The sequence below is a fragment of the Corynebacterium sp. MSK012 genome (assembly GCF_030232435.1).
GTDB lineage: Bacteria > Actinomycetota > Actinomycetes > Mycobacteriales > Mycobacteriaceae > Corynebacterium > Corynebacterium jeikeium_D.
Genome location: NZ_JASPJU010000003.1, coordinates 101,716 through 114,140, shown reverse-complemented (window position 1 = coordinate 114,140; position 12,425 = coordinate 101,716). Strand labels below are relative to the sequence as shown.

Genomic DNA, 12,425 nt, shown 5'->3' with positions numbered 1-12,425 from the left:
TTTGCCAGTAGTAAGGTAAATCACTTCGTTATCGAAATATTTACTGAAATCACAACGGCGCAGGGTTTGATGTTCTAAGTTGATTCCTAACGAAACCAACGACGGACAGAACTACCGAAAGTAGGGGTTTGTAACTCGATGCGTGAATATACTACCGAGGCGAAATACGTCATCGGCGAGGACGAAACGATTATTACCTCGCTGCAGGAGCTGGTGCAGAAGCGCCCGAAGCTGGTGCTTTTCACTCGCCCCAAGAACTTTGAGTGGGTAAATGTCACTGCTCAGGAGTTCTATGACGAGGCAAAGGGCGTCGCTAAGGGGCTAATTGCCAACGGTGTTCAGCCGGGCGACCGCGTAGCGCTGCTCAGTGAGACTCGCTACGAGTGGAACCTGATCAATACCGCTATCTGGATGGCAGGCGCTGCTGTTGTCCCGATTTACGGCTCTTCTTCGTCTGGCCAGATTCGTTGGATTATTGAAAACTCCGGTGCTGTTTTCGCATTTACCGAGTCGCGTGAGCACACCGACCGCATGAAGCCTCTGCTGGTCGAAAAGGGCACCGAGAACCCGGAGGGCGAGTCTCAGCTGCGTCGTGTACTGGAGATTAACGCTTCCGCTACTGACACCATTAGCTACGAAGGCCGTGACATTGACGGCGACGAGGTCGAGCGCCGCATCAAGGACACCAAGGCCGACGACCTGGCAACCGTGATTTACACCTCCGGTACCACTGGTCGTCCGAAGGGCTGCGTGCTCCTGCACAGCAACTGGCTGGCGGAGGCCCGCGCCATCCTCACCAACGAGATTGGCCTGATTGCCCGTCCGGGGAACCGCATTCTGACCTTCCTGCCGTTGGCGCACGTGTTGGCTCACGCAGTGTCCCTGGCTTCGATGATTTCCGGTGCTACCCAGTCTCACTGGGCTGATACCAAGACCGTCACCCTGGAGTTCCAGCGTTCCCGTCCGCACATGATTCTCGGTGTGCCGCGCGTGTTCGAGAAGGTTCGTGACTCCGCCTACGCCTCCGCTAAGGAGAAGGGCGCATTCGGCCTGGCCATGTTCGAGCGTGCTGAGGCCACCGCCATCGAGTACTCCAAGGCACTGGATACTCCGGCAGGTCCGTCGCGTGTCTTGAAGCTGCGTCGCCAGCTCTACGATCGCCTGCTGTTCTCGAAAATTCGCGCAGCTATGGGTGAGGCCGTGCAGTACACCATTTCCGGTGGTTCGGCTCTGTCCTCTGACCTCGGGCACTTCTTCCGTGGTCTCGGTGTGCCTGTCTACGAAGGCTACGGTCTGACTGAGTCCACGGCTGCCGTCACCGTGAACAACCCGAGCGAGCAGATTATTGGTACCGTTGGTCGTCCGGTCGGTGGTTGCTCCGCCGCTATCGCTGATGACGGCGAAGTTCTGCTCCGTGGTCCGGTTGTGTTCGACCGCTACTGGAAGAACGAAGAGGCAACCAAGGAAGCCTTCATCGACGGCGAATGGTTTAAGACTGGTGACCTCGGTGAGCTGACCGAAGAAGGCCACCTGAAGATCACCGGCCGCAAGAAGGACCTCATTGTCACCGCTGGTGGTAAGAATGTCGCGCCGGGCCCGATGGAAGACCGCATGCGTGCGCACCCGCTGGTGTCCCAGGCAGTCGTCATCGGCGATGGTCGTCCGTTCGTCTCCGTGTTGGTCACTCTCGATGAGGAGGCACTGGAGAAGTGGAAGATTGAGCACTCCGTCCCCGAGCACACCTCGATCCGTGAACTCGCTGCCTCCAGCGCAGTTTTGCGCGCCGAGATTCAGGACGCCGTCAACTCCGCTAACGAGCTGGTTTCTCACGCAGAGGCCATTAAGAAGTTCCATATTCTGGACAGTGACTTCACCGAGGAAAGCGGCGAGCTGACCCCGACCATGAAGGTCAAGCGCAACATTGTCATGGACAACTACTCGCGTGACATTGAGGCTCTCTACCAGCGTTAATTCACGGTCTACCCGCTGCCGATAGAAAACGGCAGCGTGTTGTTACCGCGCTAGCGCCCCTCACCCCATTAAGGTGAGGGGCGCTAGAAATTTTTAAGGAGTTTTCAGTTTTCGAAAGTCGGCATTCGTCAATGTTCGTCGATATTCGAAAGCGGAAGACTGCAATGATGTCACCGGCGCCGAAGATGTCGTGGGAGGGCGGGCAATGATTAACCACTTCGATGCTCGGCTACGCCTGCGCGAAGTGACCCAAGAGCTCTACGACATTGGTGACGAAGTTGCCGAACACATCGAGCACCTTGCTCAGGCGGTTGCTGATGTAGATCGTGAGCTGGTGGACGAATGTGTCCTCGAGCTCGCTGACATCGTCGACGAGGCCGTTGAGGACTGCCGCCCTCTGATTGGTGAGCTTGATGGTCTACGCCAAGCGTTTACCTCCGGCATTCGCTCGGGGCGCATCGGTACTCTTTCCTCCGCTTCGACACCGCGTCGACACCCGCATCCGGCACCGAAGTCGCCGGATGTGCAGTCACTGTCGCTCATTCCGGCTCCTTTGAAGCATCCGGTTGCAGTCCCTACGGTCACGCAGGCAATGATTGCTCGCTCCGATGCCGTGGCTTCTTACCTGGAGGAACTCGCCGACTGGGTTTCCGCCGAAAACATCCGAGGCGTGGAAAAGCTCGGTAGTGTGGTGCTTCCGCAGCTTTACGCACAGTCTGGCCGCCGTGCACTGTCCGCTGCCGCCGCTTGGTGTGTTGCTGTTCCCGAGACTCATCCGGCAGTTGCCAATGCGCTGCGCGGCCGTAGGCCTCCGGAGTTCCTGATGGAACGTGCCCGCATCGATGAAATTGTCCGCCGCGTCAAGCAACGTCGAGCCAAGGAGCATGCGTGAGCGAAGCCTCCGCACACACCGATTCCTTCGGTGTCTACTTACACGTCCCATTCTGTGCCACCCGTTGTGGCTACTGTGATTTCAACACGTACACGCCAGGTCAGCTGGGCAGTGGCGCAACGCAGGGAGACTACCTCGATGCCATCGTGGCTGAGCTCGAGATGGCCGTCGTAAAGCACCCCGAACTAGCGCGTGGCGCCGATACCGTATTCGTCGGCGGTGGTACGCCGTCGATGTTGGGGGCGAGTGGTCTTCGTCGCCTGCTCGACGGTGTGCGCAACAGCTTTGGGCTTGCCGACGACGCCGAGGTCACCACCGAGTCGAATCCCGAGTCGACCTCCCCGGAGTTTTTCGAAGGCTTGGCCGAGGCAGGGTTTACCCGGGTGAGTCTGGGCATGCAGTCGGCTGTGCCGCATGTGCTGGCCACTCTGGATCGTACGCACACGCCGGGGCGTCCTGCGGCGGCAGTGGCGGAGGCACGCGCTGCCGGTTTTGAGCACATCAACCTCGACGTTATCTATGGCACGCCAGGGGAGTCGATGGCGGATCTCGATACGACGTTGGAGGCGGTCCTGGCCACGGAGGTCGATCATGTTTCGGCGTACTCGCTGATCGTCGAACCGGGTACCGCGATGGCGCGTAAGGTTCGTCGCGGTGAGCTGCCGATGCCTGACGACGACGATCTCGCCGACCGCTACGAGCGCATCGATGCCGCACTGAGTCAAGCCGGTTTCTCCTGGTACGAGGTGTCCAACTGGGCGAAACCGGGCGGCCAATGTCGTCACAATATGCTCTACTGGCGCGATGGAAATTGGTGGGGTGCGGGCCCCGGTGCCCATTCGCATCTGGATGGCACGAGGTTTTACAACGTCAAGCATCCGGCTCGCTACGCGGCGACCATTTCCGGCGGAGAGTTGCCGATTAAGGATTCAGAAGGGCTAACGGCCGAGAATCGGCACACTGAGAAGATTATGCTGGGCCTCCGCTTGGCCGAGGGTATCGATGCCAATCTGCTCGGAGAGGATGAGCTGGGCAAGGCACGTCGGCAAGCGGAAGCGGGCATGGTGGAGTTTGTTTCCGTCGATTGTGGCCAGCGGATTCAGCTGACCAATCGCGGTCGTTTGCTGGCCGACGCAATAATTGTTGACATCCTTAGTTAAACTATCCGCATGTCATCTCAGACGGATAAGCGCAGGCAGGAAGTTCTTCGGGCAATTGTCTCGGATTACGTAGCTTCCCAGGAGCCAGTCGGCTCGAAGGCTCTGGTGGAGCGCCACAATCTGGGTGTGTCCTCGGCGACCATTAGAAATGACATGGCGGTGCTGGAGGCCGAGGGCTATATCCAGCAGGAACATGCATCGTCCGGGCGTATCCCGACTGAGAAGGGCTACCGCCTTTTTGTGGACAATCTTTCGCAGATTAAGCCGCTGTCCCGGGCTGAGCGCCGAGCTATCCTCGAGTTCCTCGAAGGCGGCGTCGATTTGGAGGACGTTCTGCGTCGCAGTGTGCAGCTGCTGGCCCAGCTAACCCGTCAGGTCGCAGTGGTGCAGGTACCGACGCTGGAGGTCTCCCGCGTCCGGCACTGCGAGGTTGTCCAGCTCGCCGACGCGCGATTGTTGCTGGTAGTCATCACTGACACCGGGCGCGTGGAGCAGCGCAATGTTGAGCTGCCAGCACCGATGGATCCCGATCTCGTGCCGCTCTTGCGTGAGCATTTCAACCGTGCAATGTCGGGGCACACGCTTGCCGACGCGTCGATTGCGATTTCCGATCTTGCGGCTAACGCCCCGCGTGATTTGCGGGATGTGCTTATTCGCTGCTCGACGGTGCTGGTGGAGTCGTTGATTGAGAAGCCGAATGACAGACTCATCCTGGCCGGGGCATCGAATTTGACCCGTGGTAATATGGCCGGTCGCTTACCTTCTACGTTGCCCATGGTTCTTGAAGCTCTCGAAGAACAGGTGGTCGTGCTGAAACTGCTGTCGGCCGCGCAGGATTTGCACCACGTTCGCGTTTCCATCGGTGAGGAAAACGAGGACGAGGAGCTGCGCGCTACCTCAGTTGTTTCAACTGGCTATGGCACCGGCACCGAAATTTTGGGTGGCATGGGCGTAGTTGGCCCCACATTTATGGATTATCCGGGAACAATTTCCTCGGTTGCTGCTGTTGCACAGTACGTTGGCCGGGTATTGAAAGGAAGTAGCTAAAGTTGGCACGCGACTATTACGGCATCCTCGGAGTGGAGAAGGACGCTACGGACGCTGAGATTAAGAAGGCGTACCGAAAGCTGGCGCTCAAGTACCACCCAGACCGTAATCCGGGTGATGAAGAAGCTGCGGAGAAGTTCCGTGAGGCATCTGAGGCGAACGAGGTCCTGCTGGATCCTGAAAAGCGCCGGATTGTGGATATGGGAGGAGATCCTCTCAATCCGCAGGGCGGTATGCCAGGCGGAGGTTTCGGCGGTTTCGGTGGCGGCGGAGTCGGCGATATCTTCGAAGCATTCTTCGGCGGTGCCGGCGGTACCCGCCAGCGCCGCTCGCGTGTACAGCCAGGTGCAGATGCGCTGCTGCGTATTTCGCTGGGCCTCGATGAGGCATTCACCGGTGTCCGCAAGCCCATCACGGTGGACACCGCGGTGCTGTGTGAGCAGTGCGAGGGAACTGGCTCGAAGTCCAAATCCAAGCCGAAGATGTGTACCAGCTGTGATGGCACTGGCGAGATTCAGCAGGTCCAGCGTTCCTTCCTGGGCAATGTGATGACCTCGCGGCCGTGCCCGACTTGTGAGGGCACCGGCGAGATCATCCCCGATCCGTGTAACAACTGCGGTGGCGATGGCCGCGTCCGTGCTCGCCGTGATCTGACGGTCAACGTTCCGGCAGGTATCTCTGATGGCATGCGTATTCGCATGGCAGGGCAGGGCGAGGTCGGTCCGGGCGGTGGCCCGGCGGGTGACCTCTACGTGGAAGTTGCCATGGACCCGCACCCTGTATTCGAGCGTGAGGGCGATGATCTGCACTTTAACGTGCAGGTGCCCATGGCTGATGCCGCACTTGGTACCGAGTTTGAGGTCGACGACCTGCTCGGCGAACCAATGACCATCAAGGTTGATTCGGGCACCCAGCCGGCAGAGCAGATTCGTCTGTCGGGTAAGGGCATGCCGCATCTGCGCGGCGAGGGCAACGGCGACGTGGTCGCACACGTCGATGTCACGGTGCCGACGAAGCTGGACCGCAAGTCCCGCGAGCTGCTGGAGAAGCTACGCGAGCACCGCGATGATGATGCCAAGGTGGCAGACTCGAGTGAGCGCAACGGTTTCTTCTCCCGATTCCGCCGCCGTTAGAACACGCCATCCCCAAAGCCCCCTCCAGTGAGTGTGAAGCACACATGAGTTTGCCCGTATTCCTCGGTGAGTTCACCGAGCTGCCGCGCCCGGAAGAAATCATTCGAATCCTCGGGTCGGAGGCAAAGCACATCAGCGTTCGCAGGCTGAAGGAGGGCTCGGAGATTCTTCTTGCCAATGGTGCGGACAAGGTGGTGCGAGCACAGCTTATGCATGTTGACCCGCGCGAGGTTCACGTCCGCGTAATCGCTGCCGAGAAGCGTGCACGTCCAACGCCGCACGTCACGGTAGTGCAGGCGTTGCCGAAGTCGGATCGTGCCGAGCTCGCTGTTGACTTGATGACCGAGGCTGGGGTTGACGAGATTATCCCGTGGGCGGCAGTGAACTGTGTGGCCCGTTGGCAGGGTGCAGCAAAGGTCACCAAGGCGCGCGCAAAGTGGCAGTCGGCTGCGCGCGAGGCAGCCAAGCAGGCTCGTCGTGCATGGATTCCGCCGGTCGCTGACCTGCATAGCTCCGCCGATATTGAGCAACTCATCCAGGAAACCACGTCAGCAGGTGGTGTGGCAGCAGTTTTGCACGAGGAGGAAACAGCTCCGTTCGTGGACTTCGCCGCGCAGGCAGCAAACGCTGACAAGGTTCTTTTCATCGTCGGCCCAGAAGGGGGAGTCAGCCCTGGGGAACTCGAGGCCTTCCGCGCCGCAGGTGCTAGCTCGGTAGTACTCGGCCCGACAGTTCTCCGCAGCGCCCTCGCGGGAGCTGCTGCTCTTTGCGCACTGGGCCCGTTGACAAAGCGCTGGGGCGGCGCACCCACGCCTGGTCAGTAGGATAGACGCATAATGACAAAGTATTCAGTAACTGCTCGTACCACTGCCGTCGTCGAGCTCGATGACAATCTCGCGCCGATTGTGGTCGGTCATGCGGATCAGAACCTACGTCTGCTGGAATCTCTGCTGGCAGCGGATATTCATGTCCGCGGCGGAGTTGTGACAATCAAGGGTGCTCCGGCGGATGTTTCGTTGGCTGTCCGCGCGTTCAAGGAGCTAGAGGCAATGGCCCGTCGTGGGCACGAGCTCTCCCCGGAGTCGGTGCGGCACGCGGTGGGCATTGTGGATCGCGGGGAGAAGTCCGCCAGCGAGGTGCTCGGTGGCGGCATCGTGACACATCGTGGCAAGACCGTGCGTCCCAAGACCGAGGGACAAAAGAACTACGTCGATGCCATCGACCGCTATAACGTTGTTTTCGGTATCGGCCCAGCCGGTACGGGCAAGACCTTCTTGGCCATGGCCAAGGCGGTTGCTGCACTGAAGAATAAGCAGGTAGAACGCATTATTCTGACTCGCCCCGCAGTGGAGGCGGGTGAGAACCTGGGCTTCCTGCCGGGTACTCTGCACGAGAAGATTGACCCCTACCTGCGCCCATTGCACGATGCGATGCGCGAAATGCTTGAGCCAGAGCTGATTCCAAAGCTGATGGAAACTGGGGTAGTGGAGGTCGCACCGCTGGCGTACATGCGCGGTCGTACCTTGAACAATGCGTTCATCATTCTCGACGAAGCACAGAACACTACTCCGGCGCAGATGAAAATGTTCCTCACCCGCCTGGGCTTCGGTTCGAAGATGGTCATCACCGGTGACGCCAGCCAGGTCGACCTGCCTCGAGGGCAGAAGTCCGGTCTAGCTGTCGCCCGTGAGGTGCTGCGCAGTGTGCCGGGAATCGCTTTTCCGGCGCTGGCGGCTGCGGATGTGGTGCGCAACCCGCTGGTAACCGCAATTGTCGAGGCCTACGATGACTACGATGCCTATAACGAAGGTATTGAACAGGGCGCCGAGTCCCCACAAAAGCGACAGTCCGCCACAAAGCGATAAAGGACGCTGAAATTACATGAGCATTGAAGTTTTCAACGAGTCCGGTCAGGGCGTCAATGAAGAGTCGCTTATCGACGTTGCCCGTTATGCGCTGGGCCGCCTGGACGTGCATCCGGCAGCTGAGCTGAGCATTCACATTGTCGACTTGAAGACGATTGAAGATCTCCACGTGCGCTGGCTGGACCTGCCGGGGCCGACGGATGTGATGAGCTTCCCGATGGATGAGCTCACTCCCGGCTCTGGTCGCCCCGATGCTGCCAGCCCAGGACCTGCCATGCTTGGCGACATCGTGTTGTGCCCCGAGTTCGCTGCGGGCCAGGCTGAGCGCGCAGGCCACCCTCTGAGCCACGAGCTGGTGCTGCTCACCGTGCATGGTGTGCTGCACCTGTTGGGCTATGACCACGTCACTGCTGAGGAAGAGCGCCAGATGTTCTCCCTGCAGAATGGTCTGTTGGCGGACTGGTACGACGACATCGATCGTCGTGGTGTCAGTTTTTCCGAAAAACCGATTAACCCCAATGCGTTCCCGGAACGTTCTAACGAGCGATGATCACTTTGATAATTGTCGCCGTTGTGGCGATGATCTGCGCTGGCGGACTTAACACAGTCGAAACTGCGGTCGCAGGCATTTCCCGTGCACGCGTGGCTGAGCTGCAGCGTGACGAGGTCGCGGGTGCTAATGCGCTTCTCAAGGTCGTAGAAAATCGCGCTCGGCACGTCAATGTGCTGGTGATTTTGCGGACGCTGTGCGAGTCAATCGGTGCAGTGACGCTGGCGGCGGTCTGTCTCAAGCTTTTCGAGCCGGAACGCTGGGCCATTGTGGCTGCAGTGGTGTTGTTGGCTCTGTTCACCTTCCTGGTCCTCGGGGTGTTTTCCCGCACGATGGGTCGGAAGAATCCGTACTCGATTTCCCTCGCCACCGCGGTCGTTCTGAGTTTTATGGCCAAGGTGTTGGGGCCACTGGAAAAGTTGCTGATTTGGTTCGGCAACATCATCACCCCTGGTGGTGGCTTCCGCGATGGCCCGTTCGCCACTGAAGTCGAGTTGCGCGAGATGGTCGATATCGCCCAGGAGCGCGGCATTGTGGAGCACGATGAGCGCCGCATGATTCAGTCTGTGTTCGATCTCGCGGAAACGTCGGCACGCGTTGTTATGGTTCCGCGCCCAGAGATGGTGTGGATTGAGGCGGATAAGCACTGTGGTCAGGCAGTGGCCCTATGCGTGAAGTCGGGTCACTCGCGACTGCCGGTGATTGGCGAGAGCGTTGAGGACATCGTCGGCGTCATTTACTTGAAGGACATTGTCCAGCAGACGTACTCGCGTACTGATGGTGGCCGCGGTGTTCGCGTCTCCGAAGTCATGCGCGACTGCGTTTTTGTTCCCGACTCCAAGCCACTGGATGATCTGCTCGATGAAATGCAGCGCACCCGCAATCACATCGCCATTCTCATCGACGAATACGGATCGGTCGCCGGTCTTATCTCTATTGAGGACATCCTCGAGGAGATTGTCGGTGAGATTGCCGACGAATACGACGAGGCCGAGCAGGCCCCCATCGAACCACTGGGGGATGCCTCCTACCGCGTGCAGGCGCGCCTCAGCTTGGGCGAGCTCATAGAGCTTTACGACGAAGCCCACGGGCGCCAACTCGTCTTCGATGACGAGGTCACCGATGAGGTGGATACGGTCTCCGGTCTGTTGGCATATGAGCTTGGACGTGTGCCACTGCCCGGTTCGTACGTAGAATATGCAGGACTGAAGTTTACCGCCGAGGGCTCGCGTGACCGTCGTGGTCGTATGCGGGTACGCACTGTGGTGGTGGAGCCGACTGCGGAGTTTTACTCCGAGGAAGAAGATACTGATGGGCAATCTTGATGACATGCTGGCCAATGCTGGACTTGGCGGAGATGCTGATGATTACAGTGCGCCGGAGGGCTTTCGCTCTGGGTTCGTTTCCATTGTGGGGCGTCCGAATACCGGTAAGTCCACGCTGACCAATTCCCTGGTGGGCGAGAAGATCGCTATTACCGCTAACCAGCCGGAAACCACGCGTCATCCAGTCCGAGGTGTAGTCCACCGCGAGAACTGTCAGATCGTTGTCGTGGATACGCCAGGTCTGCACAAGCCACGCACGCTGCTCGGTGAGCGCCTGAATGACATGGTTCAGGAGACCTACTCCGATGTGGACTTGGTCGCGATGGTCGTGCCTGCCGACGAGAAAATTGGCCCCGGTGACCGCTGGATTTACGAGAACGTCTCCAAAGGTTGCAAGAACATCATGGGCATTGTGTCCAAGGTGGATAAGGTCTCGCGCGACACCATTATTGAGCGCCTTATCGAGCTGCAGGAGTTGCTCGGTCCGGATGCCGAGCTGGTGCCACTGTCGTCGAAGTCCGGCGAGAACATCAACACGCTGATTGATGTCATGGCTTCCCAGTTGCCGGAGGGACCGCGCCTGTACCCGAAGGGGCACATCACCGATGAGGATCTGCACACCCGGATGGCAGAGCTCATCCGCGAGGCGGCCCTCGGCGGTCTGCGCGATGAGTTGCCGCATTCCGTGGCAGTCCAGATCGATGAGGTGCTGCCAAACCAGGATCGCGAAAGCGTCCTGGATGTCCACGCCGTTATCTATGTCGAGCGTTCGGGGCAGAAGTCCATCCTCATGGGGCGCGACGGTCGACGCATGGGCACCACCATTCACAAAGCTCGTAAGGAACTCATTGCGCTGCTCGGTCAGAATGTTTACCTTGACCTGCGCGTGAAGGTGCTGAAGGACTGGCAGTCGGACCCGAAGCAGCTGGGCAAGTTGGGATTCTAAAAAGTTGGTCGAGCCGTATCGCGACCGTGCGCTGGTCGTACGCCGCTACGACCTCGGCGAAGCCGACCGCATCATCGTCCTTTTCACCCGCGACCACGGCCTAGTCCGCGGTGTCGCCAAAGGCGTGCGCCGCGCGAAGAGCCGCTTCGGCTCCCGCCTCTCACCATTCGTCGACGTGGATGTCAACATCTACCCACGCCGAGGACTGTCCACTATCGCAGGCGCAGATACCGTGCGCACGTGGGCAGCACCGCTTGTCGACGACTATGCGCGCTACACCTGTGCGTGTGCAGTCCTGGACGTCGCCGAACGCATTGTCGGCGAGGAGCAAGTGCCGGCTCCCGAATTGTGGGATCTCACCACCCAATCGCTCGACGACGTTGCGGCCGGTCGCCATCGCCCCGATTTGTTGCTGACCTCCTACATCCTGCGAGCAATGGCGCAGGCAGGTTGGCAGCCAAGCCTCTTTGAATGCGCAGGCTGCGGCAAAGCCGGCCCTCACCACGCGTTTTCTCCCGCACTGGGCGGAGCAGTGTGCACCAACTGCAGGCCACCGGGTGCAGATACTCCGCCGACCGAGGTTCTGCATCTGATGTGGCAGCTTGCTCATGAGCAATGGGCGGGCATCGATACGTCGTCAAGCGAATTCGAGGGACGAATGGCGACGGCGCGTACCCTAACGGCGAAGTACCTGCAGTACTACCTGGGCCGCCGGGTGCCGGCGCTGGAACATGTGGATGCTTTTTGGCAGTAAACGTCAGCGGTGGGGCACAATAGGAAGCGTGTTGAATCCTCCTGTACCGCAGCAATTCGTGCCCAATCACATCGCGCTCGTGATGGACGGCAATGGTAGATGGGCCGAACAGCGTGGGCTCAAACGCACCGAGGGGCACAAGCGTGGTGAGGCCGTGCTGATGGAGTGCGTCGATGCTTGTTTGGAGATGGGCGTCAAGCACCTGTCGGCTTACGCATTTTCCACTGAGAATTGGCGTCGTTCGGTCGATGAGGTCCGATTCCTCATGGGCTTTAATCGCGATGTGCTGCGTCGACGTCGTGATGAGCTGGATTCGAAGAACGTTCGCGTGCGTTGGGCAGGGCGTCGTCCGCGACTGTGGCGCTCGGTGATTAAGGAACTTGAGATTGCCGAGGAACAGACGAAGGACAATGACGCGCTAACTCTGTATATGTGCGTCAACTACGGTGGTCGCGCTGAAATTGTTGATGCTGCTAGAGAGATTGCTCGTCAGGCAGCAGCGGGGGAGCTCAGCGAATATGACTTGACCGAGAAGTCTTTCGCACAGTTCCTGGATGAGCCGACTATGCCGGATGTTGATCTGTTCTTGCGTCCGTCGGGCGAGCAGCGCACGTCCAACTTCTTGATCTGGCAGTCCGCCTATGCGGAGATGGTCTATCAAGACAAGCTTTTCCCGGATTTCGGTCGGGATGACATGCGCGCCGCAGTGGTGGAGTACGCAAAGCGCGACCGTAGGTTCGGCAAGGCCTAGAGCCGATATTTTTTTAGGGGGGGGGGGAGGG

At 59.3% G+C, this 12,425-nt stretch carries 12 protein-coding genes; all 12 read left to right on the top strand.

Going from position 1 to position 12,425, the window contains the following annotated elements:
- The first annotated feature begins 138 nt into the window (after nt 1–138).
- Nucleotides 139–1,971 carry an AMP-dependent synthetase/ligase gene (locus tag QP977_RS02785; RefSeq protein ID WP_016423122.1) on the top strand — a complete coding sequence of 611 codons (1,833 nt, stop codon included), beginning with the start codon at nt 139–141 and terminating at the stop codon, nt 1,969–1,971.
- A 205-nt stretch (nt 1,972–2,176) separates the two neighbouring features.
- A complete protein-coding gene (locus QP977_RS02780) occupies nt 2,177–2,863 on the top strand; it encodes a hypothetical protein (RefSeq protein WP_016423121.1) in 687 nt (228 codons plus the stop codon).
- Complete coding sequence (gene hemW / locus QP977_RS02775; protein WP_016423120.1) at nt 2,860–4,023, top strand: radical SAM family heme chaperone HemW; 1,164 nt, start codon at nt 2,860–2,862, stop codon at nt 4,021–4,023. The genes QP977_RS02780 and hemW overlap by 4 nt, the downstream gene beginning before the upstream one ends.
- Nucleotides 4,024–4,032: 9 nt before the next feature.
- The gene (gene hrcA, locus QP977_RS02770; RefSeq protein ID WP_016423119.1) at nt 4,033–5,070 is read left to right on the top strand and encodes a heat-inducible transcriptional repressor HrcA; all 1,038 of its coding nucleotides are present in this window, start codon (nt 4,033–4,035) and stop codon (nt 5,068–5,070) included.
- Between the two features lie 2 nt (nt 5,071–5,072).
- Nucleotides 5,073–6,203 carry a molecular chaperone DnaJ gene (dnaJ, locus tag QP977_RS02765; protein WP_049170716.1) on the top strand — a complete coding sequence of 377 codons (1,131 nt, stop codon included), beginning with the start codon at nt 5,073–5,075 and terminating at the stop codon, nt 6,201–6,203.
- A 44-nt stretch (nt 6,204–6,247) separates the two neighbouring features.
- Nucleotides 6,248–7,027 carry a 16S rRNA (uracil(1498)-N(3))-methyltransferase gene (locus QP977_RS02760; RefSeq protein ID WP_070827319.1) on the top strand — a complete coding sequence of 260 codons (780 nt, stop codon included), beginning with the start codon at nt 6,248–6,250 and terminating at the stop codon, nt 7,025–7,027.
- A 12-nt stretch (nt 7,028–7,039) separates the two neighbouring features.
- On the top strand, nt 7,040–8,068 hold the full coding sequence (locus QP977_RS02755; RefSeq protein WP_070549896.1) for a PhoH family protein: 1,029 nt from the start codon (nt 7,040–7,042) through the stop codon (nt 8,066–8,068).
- Nucleotides 8,069–8,084: 16 nt separating this feature from the next.
- Complete coding sequence (ybeY, locus tag QP977_RS02750; protein WP_005511056.1) at nt 8,085–8,618, top strand: rRNA maturation RNase YbeY; 534 nt, start codon at nt 8,085–8,087, stop codon at nt 8,616–8,618.
- The gene (locus QP977_RS02745) at nt 8,615–9,943 is read left to right on the top strand and encodes a hemolysin family protein (protein ID WP_016423115.1); all 1,329 of its coding nucleotides are present in this window, start codon (nt 8,615–8,617) and stop codon (nt 9,941–9,943) included. The genes ybeY and QP977_RS02745 overlap by 4 nt, the downstream gene beginning before the upstream one ends.
- Before the next feature lie 4 nt (nt 9,944–9,947).
- Nucleotides 9,948–10,889, top strand: a complete 942-nt coding sequence (gene era, locus QP977_RS02740; protein ID WP_070607128.1) for a GTPase Era — start codon at nt 9,948–9,950, stop codon at nt 10,887–10,889.
- Nucleotides 10,890–10,893: 4 nt separating this feature from the next.
- Nucleotides 10,894–11,643 carry a DNA repair protein RecO gene (gene recO, locus QP977_RS02735; protein WP_016423113.1) on the top strand — a complete coding sequence of 250 codons (750 nt, stop codon included), beginning with the start codon at nt 10,894–10,896 and terminating at the stop codon, nt 11,641–11,643.
- On the top strand, nt 11,627–12,394 hold the full coding sequence (locus tag QP977_RS02730) for an isoprenyl transferase (RefSeq protein ID WP_049170724.1): 768 nt from the start codon (nt 11,627–11,629) through the stop codon (nt 12,392–12,394). The genes recO and QP977_RS02730 overlap by 17 nt, the downstream gene beginning before the upstream one ends.
- The last annotated feature ends 31 nt before the right edge of the window (nt 12,395–12,425 follow it).

Coding starts and splice junctions, on each gene's coding strand:
- QP977_RS02785 (WP_016423122.1), top strand. CDS start 139: ATGCGTGAATATACTACCGAGGCGAAATACGTCATCGGCGAGGACGAA.
- QP977_RS02780 (WP_016423121.1), top strand. CDS start 2,177: ATGATTAACCACTTCGATGCTCGGCTACGCCTGCGCGAAGTGACCCAA.
- hrcA (WP_016423119.1), top strand. CDS start 4,033: ATGTCATCTCAGACGGATAAGCGCAGGCAGGAAGTTCTTCGGGCAATT.
- QP977_RS02760 (WP_070827319.1), top strand. CDS start 6,248: ATGAGTTTGCCCGTATTCCTCGGTGAGTTCACCGAGCTGCCGCGCCCG.
- QP977_RS02755 (WP_070549896.1), top strand. CDS start 7,040: ATGACAAAGTATTCAGTAACTGCTCGTACCACTGCCGTCGTCGAGCTC.
- ybeY (WP_005511056.1), top strand. CDS start 8,085: ATGAGCATTGAAGTTTTCAACGAGTCCGGTCAGGGCGTCAATGAAGAG.
- QP977_RS02745 (WP_016423115.1), top strand. CDS start 8,615: ATGATCACTTTGATAATTGTCGCCGTTGTGGCGATGATCTGCGCTGGC.
- era (WP_070607128.1), top strand. CDS start 9,948: ATGCTGGCCAATGCTGGACTTGGCGGAGATGCTGATGATTACAGTGCG.
- QP977_RS02730 (WP_049170724.1), top strand. CDS start 11,627: ATGCTTTTTGGCAGTAAACGTCAGCGGTGGGGCACAATAGGAAGCGTG.